The sequence below is a fragment of the Aquabacterium sp. genome (genome assembly GCF_041909175.1).
Classification (GTDB): domain Bacteria; phylum Pseudomonadota; class Gammaproteobacteria; order Burkholderiales; family Burkholderiaceae_C; genus Aquabacterium.
This window is the reverse complement of record NZ_JAYRDZ010000002.1, coordinates 339,745-356,159: the sequence shown is the minus strand read 5'-3', so window position 1 is coordinate 356,159 and position 16,415 is coordinate 339,745. Positions and strand designations below refer to the sequence as shown.

The 16,415-nt window shown below is 61.3% G+C and carries 14 protein-coding genes; 3 read left to right on the top strand and 11 right to left on the bottom strand.

The window, feature by feature from the left end; genetic code table 11:
• Positions 1–14: 14 nt before the first annotated feature.
• From ACE3PH_RS04200 to gyrA, 5 genes are read right to left on the bottom strand one after another with little or no spacing between them, the layout of a single operon-like run.
• On the bottom strand, positions 15–899 hold the full coding sequence (locus tag ACE3PH_RS04200) for a prephenate dehydrogenase (RefSeq protein ID WP_374316743.1): 885 nt from the start codon (positions 897–899) through the stop codon (positions 15–17).
• Positions 900–921: 22 nt separating this feature from the next.
• Positions 922–2,043 carry a prephenate dehydratase gene (gene pheA, locus ACE3PH_RS04195; RefSeq protein WP_374316742.1) on the bottom strand — a complete coding sequence of 374 codons (1,122 nt, stop codon included), beginning with the start codon at positions 2,041–2,043 and terminating at the stop codon, positions 922–924.
• Positions 2,036–3,142 (bottom strand): 3-phosphoserine/phosphohydroxythreonine transaminase, encoded by a 1,107-nt coding sequence (gene serC / locus ACE3PH_RS04190; RefSeq protein WP_374316741.1) that lies wholly within the window; start codon positions 3,140–3,142, stop codon positions 2,036–2,038. The genes pheA and serC overlap by 8 nt, the downstream gene beginning before the upstream one ends.
• Positions 3,143–3,169: 27 nt before the next feature.
• Positions 3,170–3,808 carry a hypothetical protein gene (locus ACE3PH_RS04185; protein ID WP_374316740.1) on the bottom strand — a complete coding sequence of 213 codons (639 nt, stop codon included), beginning with the start codon at positions 3,806–3,808 and terminating at the stop codon, positions 3,170–3,172.
• A 53-nt stretch (positions 3,809–3,861) separates the two neighbouring features.
• Positions 3,862–6,504 (bottom strand): DNA gyrase subunit A, encoded by a 2,643-nt coding sequence (gene gyrA, locus ACE3PH_RS04180; protein WP_374316739.1) that lies wholly within the window; start codon positions 6,502–6,504, stop codon positions 3,862–3,864.
• 251 nt (positions 6,505–6,755) lie between these two features.
• Here gyrA and ompA point away from each other — a divergent pair, with 251 nt between their 5' ends.
• On the top strand, positions 6,756–7,397 hold the full coding sequence (gene ompA, locus ACE3PH_RS04175; protein ID WP_374316738.1) for an outer membrane protein OmpA: 642 nt from the start codon (positions 6,756–6,758) through the stop codon (positions 7,395–7,397).
• A gap of 139 nt (positions 7,398–7,536) precedes the next feature.
• Positions 7,537–8,358 carry a hypothetical protein gene (locus ACE3PH_RS04170; protein WP_374316737.1) on the top strand — a complete coding sequence of 274 codons (822 nt, stop codon included), beginning with the start codon at positions 7,537–7,539 and terminating at the stop codon, positions 8,356–8,358.
• Here ACE3PH_RS04170 and ACE3PH_RS04165 read toward each other — a convergent pair whose 3' ends face one another.
• Positions 8,359–9,969, bottom strand: coding sequence for a GMC family oxidoreductase N-terminal domain-containing protein (locus tag ACE3PH_RS04165; RefSeq protein WP_374316736.1), 1,611 nt, complete (start codon positions 9,967–9,969; stop codon positions 8,359–8,361).
• The gene (locus ACE3PH_RS04160; RefSeq protein WP_374316735.1) at positions 9,966–10,502 is read right to left on the bottom strand and encodes a hypothetical protein; all 537 of its coding nucleotides are present in this window, start codon (positions 10,500–10,502) and stop codon (positions 9,966–9,968) included. Before ACE3PH_RS04160 ends, ACE3PH_RS04165 begins: the two co-directional genes overlap by 4 nt.
• Positions 10,503–10,775: 273 nt before the next feature.
• Between ACE3PH_RS04160 and ACE3PH_RS04155 the strand changes: the two genes are divergently transcribed.
• Positions 10,776–12,461 (top strand): long-chain-fatty-acid--CoA ligase, encoded by a 1,686-nt coding sequence (locus ACE3PH_RS04155; protein WP_374316892.1) that lies wholly within the window; start codon positions 10,776–10,778, stop codon positions 12,459–12,461.
• A gap of 104 nt (positions 12,462–12,565) precedes the next feature.
• Here ACE3PH_RS04155 and hemW read toward each other — a convergent pair whose 3' ends face one another.
• The 4 genes from hemW to ACE3PH_RS04135 all read right to left on the bottom strand — a co-directional run bounded on the left by hemW (position 12,566) and on the right by ACE3PH_RS04135 (position 16,393).
• Positions 12,566–13,753 (bottom strand): radical SAM family heme chaperone HemW, encoded by a 1,188-nt coding sequence (hemW, locus tag ACE3PH_RS04150; RefSeq protein ID WP_374316734.1) that lies wholly within the window; start codon positions 13,751–13,753, stop codon positions 12,566–12,568.
• Positions 13,750–14,403 (bottom strand): RdgB/HAM1 family non-canonical purine NTP pyrophosphatase, encoded by a 654-nt coding sequence (gene rdgB, locus ACE3PH_RS04145; RefSeq protein WP_374316733.1) that lies wholly within the window; start codon positions 14,401–14,403, stop codon positions 13,750–13,752. The genes hemW and rdgB overlap by 4 nt, the downstream gene beginning before the upstream one ends.
• 86 nt (positions 14,404–14,489) lie before the next feature.
• A complete protein-coding gene (locus ACE3PH_RS04140) occupies positions 14,490–15,428 on the bottom strand; it encodes a PP2C family serine/threonine-protein phosphatase (RefSeq protein ID WP_374316732.1) in 939 nt (312 codons plus the stop codon).
• Positions 15,425–16,393, bottom strand: a complete 969-nt coding sequence (locus tag ACE3PH_RS04135; RefSeq protein ID WP_374316731.1) for a serine/threonine protein kinase — start codon at positions 16,391–16,393, stop codon at positions 15,425–15,427. The genes ACE3PH_RS04140 and ACE3PH_RS04135 overlap by 4 nt, the downstream gene beginning before the upstream one ends.
• Positions 16,394–16,415: the final 22 nt, after the last annotated feature.

Sequence of the window (16,415 nt, the reverse complement as noted above, 5' to 3'; positions counted from 1 at the left end):
AAGGGCCCGGTGCTTCAGCGCCCTGTGCCTTTCAGTGAGCCTTGCTGCGACCACAGGCTTCGGGCATCGGAGGCGGTCTGGATGAGTTCCTGCAGAGACTGGCCACTCCAGTCGCGCATCTGGCGCTCCATCTGTTCCAGCGCGGCGCGGAAGGCTTCTGACTGGCGCAGCACCTCCTCTCGGTTGGACAGGAGGATGTCGCGCCAGACGGTGGGGTCACTGGCAGCAATGCGGGTGAAATCGCGAAAGCCCGGGCCAGCCAGGGACAGGTATTCGCGGCCATCAGGCTGTGCCGTCATGGCGTTCACATAGGCAAAGGCCAGCAGGTGAGGCAGATGGCTCACGGCAGCAAATGCCGCATCGTGGTTTTCAGGGCTCATCTTGAGCACCTGGCAGCCAATGGCAGCCCAGACATCGGTGGCCTTCTGGACCAGCACCGGGTCGGTTTGCTCCAGTGGTGTCAAGATGACCTTGCGTCCCTGGTACAAGGTGGCGTCGGCGTATTCGATGCCTGCCACTTCACGGCCGGCGATGGGGTGGGCCGGCACGAAGCTGGGGATGCGTTCCTTCAGGACACGGCGCGCCGCATCAACGACATCACGCTTGGTGCTGCCCACGTCCATGAACAGCACATTCTTGTCGACGAGGTGGCGGATGGCCTTGAATGTGCCTTCACTCGCTGCCACAGGCACGGCAATCAGGACGATGTCAGAGCCGGATACAGCCAGCAGCGCCGATTCGGCCATCACATCGATGACGCCCAGGCGGCGGGCCTTTTCAACGGTGGAAGGCGACTTGCTGTAGCCCACCACGCGCTTGACGAGACCGGCTTTCTTGAGGGCCAGGGCGAACGAGCCGCCCATCAGGCCGCATCCGATCAGTCCCAGTTGATTGAACATGTTCGAGGATCCTTTGTGCTCATCAATGCACGTCGAGCGGGAAGGTGCCCAACACCTTGAAGAACGAACACTGCGCACGCAGTTCGTTCATCGCAGCAGCGACGTTGTCCTGGGCGGGATGACCGACCAGATCAATGTAGAACACATATTCCCATTGGCCGGAGCGGGCCGGCCGTGATTCGATGCGGGTCATGGACACGCCATGCCGCTTGAGTGGCACCAGCATGTCGTGGACGGCGCCGGGGCGGTTGTCGACCGACACGATGAGGCTGGTGCAGTCATGGCCTGTCGGCGCAGACGGTGTGTGGCATTCCGGGCGCGTGACGACGACGAAGCGCGTGCGGTTGTGGGCCTCGTCCTGAACTGCAGACTGCACCACATGCAGGCCATATTGGGTGGCGGCACGTGTGCCGGCCAAGGCGGCCAGCTTGTCATTTTCTGCGGCCAGGCGCGCACCTTCTGCATTGCTGGAAACGGCGCGGCGTTCTGCGTGGGGCAGGTTCTGGCTGAGCCAGCCCTGACACTGGGCCAGTGCCTGCGGGTGGGCGCAGACCACGTCGATGCCTTCACGCGATGGCAGTTTGCGCAAGAGGTTATGGGTGACCAGCAGGCTGGTTTCACCCACGATCGTCAGGGGCGATTGCAGGAGCAGGTCCAGCGTGCGGGCCACCACCCCTTCGGTGGAGTTCTCGACAGGCACCACGCCGAACTGGCAGGAACCTGCCACCGTAGCCCGGAAAACTTCATCGACCGTGGTGCACGGCAGCGGCTCGATCGAGGAGCCAAAATAGTTCAGCGCAGCCTGTTCACTGAATGTGCCAACAGGGCCCAGAAACGCCACCTTGAGTCGGGCTTCCAGCGACCGACAGGCGGACATGATTTCACGCCAGATCGGTGCAATGCTGTCATTGAGCACCGGGCCGTTGTTCAGATTCTTCAGGCGGTCAATGACCTGCGCTTCGCGATCGGGGCGAAAAACCGGTGAGCCGTCGAGCTTCTTGACTTCACCGACTGCCTGGGCGAGGCGTGCGCGGTCGTTGAGCAGCTGGAGCAACTCGCCATCGAGGCTGTCGATGCGATGACGCAAGTCGGCGAGTTGCTCCTCGACCGGACGGCTGTCGGGATGCAGTTGATCGTCAACCATGGCGTTGCGCAAAGTCCTTCATGTAACCAACCAGAGCCTGGACACCAGCCAACGGCATGGCGTTGTAGATCGAGGCACGCATGCCGCCGACACTCTTGTGGCCCTTCAGTTGCAGCAGGCCGGCCTCTTTGGCACCAGACAGGAATGGCTCATTGAGTGCATCGCCTGGCAGGAAGAACGGGATGTTCATCCGCGAGCGGCAGTTGGCGCCGACCTTGTTCGTGTAGAAGCCGGAGGCGTCCACATAGTCATAGAACAGTTGGGCCTTGGCGATGTTGCGGGCTTCGATGGCGGCCAGACCGGTTAGGGCCCCTTCGCGCTGCTGCTTGATCCACTGGAACACCAGCCCGGCCATGTAGATGCCATAGGTCGGAGGGGTGTTGTACATGGAGTCGTTGTCGGCCTGGATCTTGTAGTCGAAGATCGTCGGGCAGATGGGCAGCGCGTGTCCGAGCAGGTCTTCCCGGATGATGACCAGGGTGAGGCCGGCCGGACCGATGTTCTTCTGGGCCCCGGCGTACGCCATGGCCACCCGTGACCAGTCAATGGGGCGTGATGCGATGTGCGAGGAGCAGTCGATCACCAGGGGTGCCTTGGAGCCCAATGCGGCCAGATCGGGCAGCTCGTGCATCTCGACGCCATGGATGGTCTCGTTGCTGCACACATGCACGTAGGCTGCGTCATCGCTGAGCTGCCAGCTGTCGTAGGCCGGCAGTTGTGTGTGGGTGTCGGCTTCGTTGGTGGCCGCCACGTGCACATCACAGAATTTGCGGGCTTCCTTCGCTGATTTTTGCGACCACGAACCCGTGATCACGTAATCCGTGCGTCCGCCACGAGAGAGGTTCAGCGGCAGGATGGCATTTTGCGCAATGGCGCCGCCCTGCATGAACAGCACTTTGAAGTGGGCCGGTATGGCCAGCACATCGCGCAGATCGGCTTCGGCCTGCTGCGCGATCGAGATGAACTCCTTGCCCCGATGGCTCATCTCCATCACACCCATGCCGCTGCCATGCCAGTCCAGCATTTCGCTGGCAGCTTGTTGCAGAACCTCTTCAGGCAGGGTTGCCGGACCGGCGGAGAAGTTGAATGGACGAGTCATCGGGAACAGGGCTATCGGTGAGCAGGCTTATTTCTTGGCTGCAGGCTTGGCTGCGGGCTTGGCAGCTGCGGCTTGACCCTGCTGGGCTTCTGCCTGCTGCTTGGCCATGGCCTGGCTCAGTTTGCCATTGCTGGCGGTGTCCAGGATCTTGCGGACATTTTCCTGCAGGGCCTTCAGCTTGGGGTCCACCTGTGGGCGGGCGTCGGCCGTGATGCTCTCGACCAAGGCCTTTTGAACATCAGGCAGGGCGGCCTGGTACTTTTTGATGATGGGGGACTCCAGCATCACAACCAGTTGCTTCAGCTCGTCTTCCGTGAACTTGTCGGCCAGCACGCTGGCGATGGCCGGCGTGCCGGTCTTGGCAGCCGAGGCCTTCACGATCGGGGTGGCCGTGTCCAAGTACTTTTGCAGTTCTGCGTCGATTTGCTTGGCGGTGGCTTCACGCTTTTCAGGTGGCACCAGACCCATGGCTGGCTGGACCAGTTGGCCCATCAACTGGCGGGCAGGCGATTGGGTCAGGCCGGTGGCCATGCCATCGAGTTCGGCCTTCTGAGCCAGCGGCAGGCGCTGGATGAGGTCGGTCTTGCCATCCGCGTGGGCCGACACGGCCGTCAGGGCGAGTACAGAGGCCGCCACGGCGGTCGACACGGTTTGGGTCAATTTCATGGGTCTTCCTTGTCATGCCCGTCGGTGACGGGCTCATGTCTTGGTGTCAGGAATCAGTCAGGGGTTCCGCTGTCAGCGGCATCCGATACACCATCGTCGATGTCGCCGTCGGTGGATGCATCATTTTCGGCAATACGTTGCAGACCGATCAGCTTGGCGCCTTCATCGAGCGCAATCAGCGTCACGCCCTGTGTGGCGCGACCCAATTCGCGGATCTCGGCCACGCGGGTGCGCACGACCACACCCTTGTCGGTGATCAGCATGATCTCGTCTTCCGTGCGGACCAATGTGGCAGCGACCACCTTGCCGTTGCGTTCGGATTGCTGGATGGCGATCATGCCCTTGGTGCCACGGCCGTGGCGGGTGTATTCAACGATGCTGGTGCGCTTGCCGTAGCCGTTTTCGGTGGCGGTCAGCACCGACTGGGTTTCGTCTTCAGCCACCAGCATGGCGATGACCGATTGGCCTTCTTCCAGCATCATGCCGCGCACGCCGCGGGCACTGCGGCCCATCGGGCGCACATCCTCTTCGTCGAACCGAACGGCCTTGCCGCCATCGGAGAACAGCATCACGTCGTGCTTGCCATCGGTCAGCGCCGCGCCGATCAGGAAGTCGCCATCGTCCAGGCCCACGGCAATGATGCCGGCCTTGCGCGGGTTGCTGAAATCGGTCAGCGAGGTCTTTTTGACCGTGCCCATGGATGTGGACATGAAGACATAGTGATCTTCAGGGAAACTACGGAACTCGCCGGTCAGGGGCAGCACCACGTTGATCTTTTCTTCGGGCTCCAGCGGGAACATGTTGACGATGGGCTTGCCGCGCGAGTTGCGCGAGCCCTGCGGCACTTCCCAGACCTTCAGCCAGTAGACACGACCCCGGTTGCTGAAGCACAGGATGTAGTCGTGGGTGTTGGCAATGAAGAGCTGGTCGATCCAGTCGTCTTCCTTCGTGGCGGTGGCCTGCTTGCCGCGGCCGCCGCGTTTTTGGGCTCGGTATTCGCTCAGCGGCTGGCTCTTGATGTAGCCGGTGTGCGAGAGCGTCACCACCATGTCGGTGGGCGTGATCAGGTCTTCGGTACCCAGCTCTTGCGCGTTGTGCTCGATGGTCGAGCGGCGGGCACCCAGCTTGGTCTGGCCAAACTCCTGGCGGATGGCAACCAGCTCTTCCGAGATGATGAAGGATACGCGCTCCGGCTTGGACAGGATGTCCAGCAGATCGGCGATCTGCGCCATGACTTCCTTGTACTCGCCAATGATCTTGTCCTGCTCCAGGCCGGTCAGGCGTTGCAGGCGCATCTGCAGGATTTCTCCTGCCTGATCTTCGGAGAGACGGTACAGGCCGTCGGTTTGCAGGCCGAACTGGACGGGCAGCCCTTCCGGGCGATAGGCCGCGCGGCCGCCTGCGGTATCAGCCTCGGCGCGCGAGAGCATTTCGCGCACCAGCGACGAATCCCAGCTCTGCTGCATCAGGGCGGTCTTGGCCACCGGCGGGGTTGGCGATTCCTTGATGATGCGGATGAATTCGTCGATGTTGGCCAGTGCGACAGCCAGGCCTTCCAGCACGTGGCCACGTTCGCGGGCCTTGCGCAGTTCGTACACCGTGCGACGGGTCACCACCTCGCGGCGGTGTTCCAGGAACACGGTGACCAGGTCCTTCAGGTTGCACAGCTTGGGCTGACCGTCGATCAGCGCCACCATGTTGATGCCGAAGGTGTCCTGCAGCTGGGTCTGCTTGTACAGGTTGTTGAGCACGACCTCGGGCACTTCGCCACGCTTGAGCTCGATCACCACGCGCATGCCGGACTTGTCCGACTCGTCCTGGATGTGGCTGATGCCTTCGATCTTCTTGTCGTTGACCAGCTCGGCAATGCGTTCCAGCAGGTTCTTTTTGTTGACCTGGTAGGGGATCTCGTCAACGATGATGGCCTGTCGGTCGCCCTTGCCGATGTCTTCGAAGTGGCAGCGCGCACGCATGACCACACGACCACGACCGGTGCGATAGCCCTCGCGGACACCTGCCAGACCATAGATGATGCCGGCCGTCGGGAAGTCGGGTGCCGGGATGATTTCCATCAGCTCGTCAATCGAGCAGTCCGGGTTCTTCAGCGCATGCAGGCAGGCATCCACCACCTCGTTGAGGTTGTGGGGCGGGATGTTGGTGGCCATGCCCACCGCGATACCGGCCGAGCCGTTGACCAGTAGATTGGGCAGCCGGGTCGGCAGCACCAGCGGCTCTTTTTCCGAGCCGTCATAGTTTGGTCCGAAATCGACGGTTTCCTTGTCGATGTCGGCCAGCATTTCATGGGCAATCTTGGACAGGCGGATTTCTGTGTACCGCATGGCCGCAGCGTTGTCGCCGTCGATTGAGCCGAAGTTGCCCTGACCGTCGACCAGCATGTGCCGCAGCGAGAAGTCCTGCGCCATCCGGACAATGGTGTCGTAGACGGCCGAGTCGCCGTGCGGGTGGTACTTACCGATCACGTCACCGACGATACGCGCCGATTTCTTGTATGGGCGGTTCCAGTCGTTATTGAGTTCGTGCATCGCGAACAGCACGCGGCGGTGCACCGGCTTCAGACCATCGCGTGCATCGGGCAGGGCCCGGCCGACGATCACGCTCATGGCGTAATCGAGGTACGAACGCCGCATCTCCTCTTCGAGGCTGATGGGCAGGGTTTCCTTGGCGAATTGGGTCATGCGAACGTATGTCCAGACGGAAGCTAACCGGTCGATTGTAATTGGCGGATCTTGTCGTCCTGACGCAACAAGCGCTAGAGTGTGCGTGGGAGATGCATGGTTGTCATTCCGTCAAATGCTGCCTATGGCACAATGATTTTCGTCAGGTCGAACAGAAAATGTCGGTTTTCCGGGCATTTCTTGGTGACGGCCCGCTTTCGCCCATCTGGGTACGCGTGGTTTTGGCCGCGCTCAATATGTGAGGATCCTGCATGAACAAGCTCAATAAGATTGCGGCTCTGGTTGCTCTGGTGGCCGTTTCGGCTTCCGCTTCTGCTCAAGCCATCGACAACTGGCGTGGTACCGACGGCACCGTTTGGAAGAACGGTACCAACGAACTGTGCTGGCGCGATAACTTCTGGACGCCTGCAACTGGCGTTCAAGGCTGCGATGGCGTGCCTGCTCCTGCTGCCCCGGTTGCTGCTCCCGCTCCGGTTGCTGCTCCCGCTCCTGCAGCTCCCGCTCCTGCACCGGCACCGGCTGTGGTTGCTCCTCAAACCGAGAAGGTTAGCTACGCTGCTGACGCCTTCTTCGACTTCGACAAGGCTGTGCTGAAGCCTGAAGGCAAGGCCAAGCTGGACGACCTGGCTGAGAAGGTCAAGGGTCTGAACCTGGAAGTCATCATCGCCGTGGGTCACACTGACTCGGTCGGTAGCGACGAATACAACCAGAAGCTGTCGGTCAAGCGTGCTGACGCTGTGAAGGCTTACCTGAACGGCAAGGGTATCGACGCTTCCAAGGTTTACACCGAAGGCAAGGGCGAGAAGCAGCCTGTGGCCGACAACAAGACCAAGGATGGCCGCGCCAAGAACCGTCGCGTGGAAATCGAAGTGGTTGGCACCCGTACCAAGTAATCGATTTGACCGGTGTTTGCACCGGTTCGATGAGAACCCCGCTCCGGCGGGGTTTTTTTATGTCTGATGATTGCGGACAATATGGTCATGACGATCCATATGTCAATCAAGCTGCTGTCATGTGTCCAAGGTGGGGCAGATGGCTGCTGATGTCACGCTGATGGCACAGGCTGTTTCCCGCAAGGCGACTGCAGCGATGATGGCTGCCATGGCGCTTGCGGGCATGGTCGGTCTGGTTGCCTGGGGACCAGTTGATCTGGTGCCTCACGTTCATGTGTTTGCAGACACAGGCGTGTGGATGGGGGTGCCCAACGGGGTAGCCGTTCTCTCGCATCTGCCTTTGGTGCCCCGGGGCATATGGGGGCTGTGGCGGGTTTCTCGCCTGCCTGTCGACGAGCCACTGCGCGGGATCTGGAGCTGGTTTTTCGTATGCCAGATGCTCGCAACCGTTGGTGGCATGTGGTACCACACCAGTCCAGGCGACGCCGCTTTCATTTGGGATCAGCTACCCAAGTCGGCGGCGTGCTCATTGTTCGCCTTTGCTTTCCTCGCTGAGCGCATCAACCCGAGGTTTGGCTCCGCCGCTGCCATTGGTGTGGCGCTGGGCAGCACCTTGCTGGGAGGGATCTGGTGGCTCTATACGCTGCAGGTGAGCCGCTTGGGGGATCTTCGCCCTTTGCTGTGGCTGGAAATGTTGCCAGTCGTGCTGGTGGCGACGGGCGCCTGGACGCTCAGCGGCCGTTTGCTGTCACGTCAAGATTGGCTGCGATCCCAGATTAGCTTCGTCATCGCCCAATCGGTTGATTGGCTGGATCAGCCGATCCATGTCTGGACGTCCGGCGTGATCGGTGGCCATTCGCTTCGCCATCTGGCCTTGGCGGCGTGTGTAGGCTGGGTTGCTTTTCGCTTGGGACAGGGGGGGCCATCGATGCGCGTAGCACCGATGGCCCCCCTGTCCTGATCAGACCAGTGCGATGGTCTTGCCGCTGAGCTTGCGCGCCAGTTGGGTGGCCATGCGGTTGGCTGTGCCGTAAATGGACAACTGCGGGTTGGCGCCAATGCTGGTGGGGAACACCGACCCGTCATGCACCGACAGGTTGCTGACTTGCCAGTGGAGGCCGTCAGGGCGCACCACACCCAATTGCTCCTGGCCGCCCATCTGGCAGCCGCCCATGATGTGGGCGCTGCCTGCAGCCGTGAGATGCGGCCTCATTTCCAGTGCGTTGATGCTGGACTGTGCTTCGTTCCAGCTCTTGTAGTATTGCCCCTGCTCGTGGCCGGGCAGCACCATGCGGGCACCCGCGGCGAATTGCATTTCCGCCATGCTCAACATGGCACGTCGGAAGCCATCCAGCACGTAATCGCTCAGGGCGTAGTGCAGCACGGGTGAGCCATCCGGTTTGAGGAGCACCTCGCCACCGGTTGACTCGTCATGGAAGCCATCACGGATCAAGGCGAGCAGGACCTGCGTATTCGCATAATGCTGGAAACGCTCGGCCAGCACCTTGCCATAGCCACCCAGCAGTTTGGATGTCAGTCCAGGGTGCATCGGCGTGGCTTCGATCTTGTAGCCCACAGGCCCATCGATGGCCTGCGTGTGCAGGAAGTGATCCGAGTAGATGGACTGCGGTGCCCCTGCCCAGCCCTGGATGGCTTGCTCGTAGACGGCAGAAGAGAACGCGACCGGATGCAGGAAGGTTCGTTTACCCAATAGCCCGTGGGGGTCGGGTGCACCGGATCGTTTCAGCAAGGCTGGTGAATTGATTGCGCCACCAGCGACCACGTAATGCTTGGCCGTGACGCGCATCAACTTGTCTGATACCGCCGTGCCATTGCTGGTCACGCCCCGGCAGAGCAGCGATTGCACCTGACCATCTTTGATTTCAAGTCGTTCAGCCCGCGTCTGATGGAACAGCCGAGCACCGGACTCCAGCGCGGCAGGGATGGTAGTGATCAGCATGGACTGTTTGGCGTTGGTGGGACAACCCATGCCACACGAGCCCAGATTCCAGCAGCCCTTGACGTTGCGGGGAATGACATGGGCTTCCATGCCGAGTTTGCTGGCGCCAGTCCGCAGCAATTCGTTGTTCGGGTTGGGGCCGCCTTCCCAGGGGTGCATGTTCAGCCGTTGTTCGACCTGGGCAAACCAGGGTGCCATGGCGTCGACAGTGAAGTCCTTGAGCTGGAAGCGGTCCTGCCAGTACTTCAGTGTGGTCGGCGGGGTGCGAAAGGAACTGGTCCAGTTGATGACGGTGGTGCCGCCCACGCAGCGCCCTTGCAGCAAGGTGATGGCCTTGTCGAGCGTCGCGCGGGCTGCGCCTTCCTGGTACAGGCTGGCGTAGGCCTCGGCCTCGCGCTGATTGAAGTCGCTGCTGGTTTTCAGCGGGCCTTCTTCAACGATGACGACATCCAGCCCGGCTTTGGTGAGCAGTTCGGCTGTGATGCCAGCGCCTGCGCCAGAGCCGATGATGGCGACATCGCAGCTGACGGAGTCGGGCAGGCCATGCTCGCCGTGGGTGGTTTTCCAGCCGCGTTCGAGACCGGCGCGAAAAGGATCAGGGAGCTTGCTCATATGTCTAGGGGGCCAGGGTAGCCAACCAGGGACCAGTTGTCTCGGGTTGAGAAAAAGACGATGCCGGTGATGTCGCGCAGTGCGTGGTAGGACATCATGTTGGTCGGCAGCTTGTTGATGCGCATGGTCTCCAGTGCTGCCTGGATGTCTTCCACGCTGGCCTCAGACCAGCTTTTGCGCAGACCGCAGACCAGCATGCGGGTGGGTGCATTGGCCATGAGCCCAAGCAAGGCCGCAAACTCGATCTGAACAGCGTGAGGCAGGGTCTGGACGAAGCGCTCCATTTCCTTGAGGTGCCGGGAAAGCAAGGCTTCGCGTGCTGCGGGTGCGTCTGGTAGGTAGTTGGCCAGCACGCCTCGGGCCACGCCGCGGAAGACCTCACGACCATGCTCGGTCAGGTGTCCATCCGACACGCCGCGTTTCCAGAAAATGCTGCCGCCAAGGGCAGCACCGATGGCCCCAATGGCCAGTCCGGTTTTGAGCAGCCAGCGTCGTTTGGGTGATGCTGGCGGGGAGGTAGGGGTTGCAGTCATGGTCGGATGCAGACCTGTAAAATTGAATACGTACGAAGTCAGATGATGGATTGTGCTTGCGGGAACACTTCACATCGAACGCATGTTGGCTAGTAAATACCCTGTTTTGACCGAAATTCTGGGCTGATATCTGCCCCTTCTTGCTTGGTTTCGGGTAAACCCTTAGCTCACAATGTTGCAAAATGAATGCAGCGATAAAGCGCCTTCCATACGTGTAAGCGTGGAGGGCGCTTTCCTTGTGTTGGACATCATTTGAGAGGTTTGAGAATGGCTTTGGCAAAACCCTGGCTGGCCCACTACGAGAAAGGCGTGCCTGCGGAGATCGACCCCAGCGTTTACGGTTCGCTGGTGGACTTGCTGGACGAATCTTTCCGCAAGTTCGCTTCCCGCGACATGCTCGCTTTCATGGAGGCGCGCATGTCTTTTGCCCAGGTGGACGAGCTGTCGCGCGCTTTTGCGGCCTGGATGCAAGCACAAGGTCTGCAAAAGGGCGCCCGCGTGGCCCTGATGATGCCCAACATTCCCCAATATGCAGTGGGTATCGCTGCCGTGCTGCGCGCCGGCTGCACGGTGGTCAACGTCAACCCGCTCTATACCCCGCGTGAACTCGAGCACCAGCTCAACGACTCGGGTGCCGATGCCATTGTCATCCTCGAAAACTTTGCCGTCACGCTGCAGGAAGTGCTGCCGCGTACCAAGGTCAAGCACGTGATCGTTGCCTCGATGGGCGATCTGCTGCCCTTCCTGAAGGGCGCGCTGGTCAACTTCGTGGTTCGCCACGTCAAGAAGATGGTGCCGGCTTTCAACCTGTCTGCGGCCGGTGGTCGTCAGATCACGACTTTCAAGGCAGTGCTGGCTGCGGGCCGCTCCGCCAAGTACACCCGCCCGGACGTGAAGGCCAGCGATGTGGCCTTCCTGCAGTACACCGGTGGCACGACCGGGGTGTCCAAGGGCGCCACGCTGCTGCATAGCAATGTGGTGGCCAACATCCTGCAATGCGAAGCCTGGTTCATGCCGGAAGTGCTCAAGCTGGGCAGCCAGTCGCTGACGCAGATCTGTGCGCTGCCGCTGTATCACATCTTCTCGCTGACGGTGTGCTACTTCATGGGGGCCCGCATGGGCACGATGAACGTGCTGATCGCCAACCCGCGTGACATCCCCGGCTTCATCAAGACCCTGCAGAACTACAAGGTCAACATGTTCCCGGCTGTGAACACCCTGTTCAACGGCCTGGCCAATTACCCCGACTTTGCCAAGCTGGACTTCTCTGGTTTGAAGGTCTGTATGGGTGGCGGCATGGCAGTGCAGCAGTCGACCGCCGAAAAGTGGCGCAAGATCACGGGCTGTGCCATTGCCGAAGGCTACGGTCTGTCGGAGACCTCGCCTGTGGCTACGGCCAACCGTCTGGACATCACCGAGTTCAACGGCGCCATCGGTTACCCGCTGCCGTCGACCGAGGTGGCGATCCTGGACGACGATGGCAACGTACTGGCCATCGGCGAAGTGGGTGAAATCGCCATCCGTGGCCCTCAGGTGATGGCTGGCTACTGGCAGCGCCCTGATGAAACGGCCAAGGTCATGACCGCTGACGGTTTCTTCCGCACCGGCGACATCGGCGTGATGGATGAAACCGGTCTGACCAAGATCGTTGACCGCAAGAAGGACATGATCCTGGTGTCGGGCTTCAACGTGTACCCGAACGAAGTCGAGCAGGTTGTCAACATGCACCCGGGCGTCATGGAGTGTGCCGCGGTGGGTGTGCCTGATGAGAAGGCCGGTGAAGCCGTGAAGCTGTTTGTGGTGCGCAAGGATGCGACCCTGACGGAAGCCCAGCTGAAGTCGTTCTGTCACGAGCAACTGACCGGCTACAAGTGTCCGAAGTACATCGAGTTCCGTGACGATCTGCCCAAGACCAATGTGGGCAAGATCCTGCGTCGCGAACTGCGCGACAGCAAGTGATGGGATGAGGTGCTGCCCGCGGTGATCGTGGGCAGCACCGAGCCAAGCATAGAGCCGCCAGCCTTCGGGCCGGCGGCTTTTTTCATGGCCTGCGCCAGCTTCGCTCAGTCTGGCAGGAAGAGTGCCTGAAGGTCGCTGAGGAAGTCAAACCCGCGTGCGGTAGGCCATACCCGTGCGAGATCGCGCGCCAGCAGCCCTTTTTCTTCGGCCTCTGCCAGTGGGTGCTGGATGCTGGCCAGTGTGAGCCCGGTGCGTTCGGTGAAGCGCAGCAATTCGAAACCGTCCTTGAGGCGCAGGGCGTTCATCATGAACTCGAAAGCGCGCGCTTTCAGATCGACCTCGTGCTCGTTGGACAGAGCCTGACCCGCTGCCGCCTTGTCCATGTAGGTGGCAGGATCCCGCCAGCGCACCTGCCTGACAACCCGATCGGGAAAGCTGATCTTGCTGTGCGCGCCAGCACCAATACCCAGGTAGTCGCCAAACTGCCAGTAATTGAGGTTGTGCAGGCACTGGTGGCCCTTGCGGGCGTAGGCTGATACTTCATAGCGCGACAGGCCGGCCGTTGCGGTGCGTTCGATCAGCTCATCGAGCATGTCGAATGCCGTGTCCTCATCCGGCAGGTTGCTCGGAGGGGCCACCGCAAAGCGCGTGTTGGGCTCGATCGTGAGGTGGTAGAGCGACAGGTGCGGTGGCTCGAATGCCAAGGCCTGGGCGATGTCGCTGAGCAGGTCATCGCGGCTTTGACCAGGCAAGGCGTACATCAGATCGATGTTGAAGGTGTCGAAGCAGGCCTGGGCCTCTTCGATGGCGGCTCGCGCTTGCTGGCGGTCGTGAACGCGGCCGAGCGCTTTCAGCTTGGCATCGTCAAAACTCTGCACACCGATGGACAGGCGGTTGACGCCGGCCTGCCGAAAGGCCTTGAAGCGATCGCGCTCGAAGGTGCCGGGATTGGCCTCCAGGGTCACCTCTGCATCGGGGCTGAGCGGCAGCAGGGCACGGATATCTGCCAGCAAGTGGTCAATGCTGTCGGGCGAGAACAGGCTGGGCGTGCCACCACCGATGAACACGGTGTGAATGGGCCGGCCCCAGATTTGCGGCAGGGCAGACTCCAGATCGCTGCGCAGCGCGTCCAGATAGGCCCGCTCGGGCAGGGCCATGTCACCCTGGGCGTTGCGCTGCTCGTGCGAGTTGAAGTCGCAGTAGGGGCATTTGCGCAGGCACCAAGGCAGGTGCACGTAGAGCGACAGGGGGGGCAGGGCAGTCAGTGCGCCCGGGCGTTGCAGGGTGATCATGCTGCGGTGTGCCAGGTCCACTGCTCGCCCCAGCGGGTGCGAATCAGCTCGATCAAGGTGCGGCAGGCGATGGCGCGGTGGCTGATCCCATTCTTGACCTCGGGCGCCAGTTGCGCTGCTGTCTGCTGGTGGCTGCCTATCCACAGCAGGGGGTCGTAGCCAAAGCCATGTTCACCTTGCGCGGCTTCGAGCAAGGTGCCCTCCCAGTGACCTTCCGCAATGAGGGGTTCAGGGTCATCGGCATGCCGCACGGCCACCAGCAGGCAGGTGAAGTGGGCGCGGCGATCGGTTCGCCCCTGCATCTGCTCCAGCAGCCAGGCGTTGTTGGCGGGGTCGATGCGGTCGCGTCCTGCATCTTCAGAGATGCGTCCGGCATCGACGGCATAGCGGGCCGAGCGCACGCCGGGTGCACCGCCCAGCGCGGCGACACACAAGCCCGAGTCATCGGCCAGCGCGGGCCCCTTGCCCAGTCGGGCTGCATGGCGCGCCTTGGCCAGCGCGTTTTCGACAAAGGTGACATGCGGCTCTTCGGCCTCAGGGATGTCGAGCGAGCCTTGGGTGACGAGTTCAACCCCCAGTGGGGTCACCAGCGCTTGCAGTTCGCATAGTTTCTTGGTGTTGTTGGAGGCCAGGATCAGTCTTTTGCTCATGATGGCTGTGTCATGAATGAGTCGGACCGCCAGGCCGCCGACCACTTCGGGTCGACCGCGTGACGGTCCGCATGTGTGAAAGGAACTCAGAACTTCTTGGAGGCCTGAGCGGTGCGTTTGATGGCTTCGTTGATTTCGCGGATGGAGCGCTCGATTTCGGCTTCGTCGAGGTCGTCGGCTTCAACAGATTGGCCGGGCGTGCCGTTGCCCCCGCCGACGCTGGCCTGGATGGTCGAGGCAAAGACCTCCTCGCCCAGGCTATCGGTGCTGACATTGGGGCGCTCCTCGTTCGAGGCGGACTCCCACTCCATGGCGATGACGGTGACGTTGTCACACTTGGGCCCGCCGTTGCGCAGTGCCTCTTCCACCAGTTCCGGGACGGCATCTGAAATGGCGTGTCGCGCAAGGTGGTCGGTGATGGTTTCGTCGCTTACCGTGCCCCACAGACCATCCGAGCACAGCAGCAGGCGGTCACCCTTTTGCAAGATGAGCGGGCCAGCGGTATCGACCACCGGTTTGCCTGGGCTGCCAAGGCAGGTGAAGAGGACGTTGCGGTTGTAACGCTCGGTCAGGGGCACCACCGACGACAGGCTTTGCTGCAGCTCCGAGTAGGAGTGATCGCGTGTCCGGGCGATCAGTTTTTCGCCGCGCACAAAATACAGGCGAGAGTCACCGCAGTGCGCCCAATACACCGAATTGCCTTGCATGATGCAGGCGACGATGGTGGTGCGTGGGGTATCGATCAGGCCGCGTTCGCTGGCATAGCGCAGCAACTGGTGGTGGCCGGCCATGATGGCATCTTGCAGGAAGCGCAGGGGGTCGGCCAGGGTGGGGCGGGCATCGCGCTGAAACAGGGCCGCCATGGTTTGCAGCGCCAGTTGCGAGGCCATTTCACCCTCAGGGTGTCCACCCATGCCATCGGCCAGTGCGAACAGGCCGGAGTCCCGCGTGTAGCAATAGCCCATGCGGTCTTCATTCTTTTCGCGGCCGCCCTTGCGGCTGATCTGGTAGACAGAGAACCTCATGCCTTCGCGCCCGTTTTCAGGTTTTCGAGCTGCAGTTTAACGCGCTCGGAGAAGGTGAGCTTCGAGTAACGACGTTCTGTTTCACGTGCCAATTCTTTTTGCAAAGCGAACACACTTTGCGGTCTGGCCAGCGGGTCGAGCGACATGCACCATTCGGTGACCTCGATGAGATTGTCCGAATAGACATTGCGCAAGCGGGACAGGGACAGGTTCAGTCGGTCCTTTTCCAGTCGCTGCGGGGCATCGTTGGGCGGGTAGCCCTGCATGCAGGCATAGATGCAGGCGCCAATGGCGTAGATGTCGGTCCAGGGGCCCAGCGAGCCGTCGCGGCGGTACATCTCGGGGGCAGCAAAGCCCGGGGTGTACATCGGACGGATGAAGTTGCCTTCCTTGGACAGCACTTCGCGCGCCGCACCGAAGTCCAGCAACACGGCCTTGTTGTCGTTGGTGATGAAGATGTTGGCCGGCTTGATGTCCAGGTGCAGCATCTTGTGTTGGTGCACGATGCGCAGGCCACGCAGGATCTCGTCGAAGAGGCTGCGGATGGTGGATTCGCGAAAGACCTTGTCGCGCTTGAGGTCGCGCGCGGTGACGATGAAATCCTGCAGGGTGTCACCTTGCAGGTAGTTCATCACCATGTAGACGGTTTCGTTTTCCCGGAAGAAATTGAGCACCGACACCACCGAAGGGTGGGCGATCTGGGCCAGTGAACGGCCCTCTTCGAAAAAGCTCTTGAGACCCAGGCGATACAAGGGCTGCTTGTCTGGCTTGACGCGCGGAATGAGCTCTCCCGCGGCCCGTTCGGCCAGGGATGCAGGCAGGTATTCCTTGAGGGCAACCAGTCTGTGCTCAGGGTCTTCGGCGAGGTAAACCACCCCGAAACCACCTGCTGCCAGCTTCTTGACAATCTGGTAACCACCCACAACGGTGCCAGAAGGCAACGGGGCCGGCTTGGGCTTTGACATAATCGCGTTTTGTGTCTGGTGT

Excerpts from the sequence above, each read along its gene's own strand:
- hemW (WP_374316734.1), bottom strand. The coding sequence starts at position 13,753 with ATGATCACCCTGCAACGCCCGGGCGCACTGACTGCCCTGCCCCCCCTG.
- gyrA (WP_374316739.1), bottom strand. The coding sequence starts at position 6,504 with ATGACCCAATTCGCCAAGGAAACCCTGCCCATCAGCCTCGAAGAGGAG.
- ompA (WP_374316738.1), top strand. The coding sequence starts at position 6,756 with ATGAACAAGCTCAATAAGATTGCGGCTCTGGTTGCTCTGGTGGCCGTT.
- ACE3PH_RS04160 (WP_374316735.1), bottom strand. The coding sequence starts at position 10,502 with ATGACTGCAACCCCTACCTCCCCGCCAGCATCACCCAAACGACGCTGG.
- ACE3PH_RS04135 (WP_374316731.1), bottom strand. The coding sequence starts at position 16,393 with ATGTCAAAGCCCAAGCCGGCCCCGTTGCCTTCTGGCACCGTTGTGGGT.
- ACE3PH_RS04170 (WP_374316737.1), top strand. The coding sequence starts at position 7,537 with ATGGCTGCTGATGTCACGCTGATGGCACAGGCTGTTTCCCGCAAGGCG.
- ACE3PH_RS04185 (WP_374316740.1), bottom strand. The coding sequence starts at position 3,808 with ATGAAATTGACCCAAACCGTGTCGACCGCCGTGGCGGCCTCTGTACTC.
- ACE3PH_RS04200 (WP_374316743.1), bottom strand. The coding sequence starts at position 899 with ATGTTCAATCAACTGGGACTGATCGGATGCGGCCTGATGGGCGGCTCG.
- serC (WP_374316741.1), bottom strand. The coding sequence starts at position 3,142 with ATGACTCGTCCATTCAACTTCTCCGCCGGTCCGGCAACCCTGCCTGAA.
- ACE3PH_RS04165 (WP_374316736.1), bottom strand. The coding sequence starts at position 9,969 with ATGAGCAAGCTCCCTGATCCTTTTCGCGCCGGTCTCGAACGCGGCTGG.
- ACE3PH_RS04140 (WP_374316732.1), bottom strand. The coding sequence starts at position 15,428 with ATGAGGTTCTCTGTCTACCAGATCAGCCGCAAGGGCGGCCGCGAAAAG.
- pheA (WP_374316742.1), bottom strand. The coding sequence starts at position 2,043 with ATGGTTGACGATCAACTGCATCCCGACAGCCGTCCGGTCGAGGAGCAA.
- rdgB (WP_374316733.1), bottom strand. The coding sequence starts at position 14,403 with ATGAGCAAAAGACTGATCCTGGCCTCCAACAACACCAAGAAACTATGC.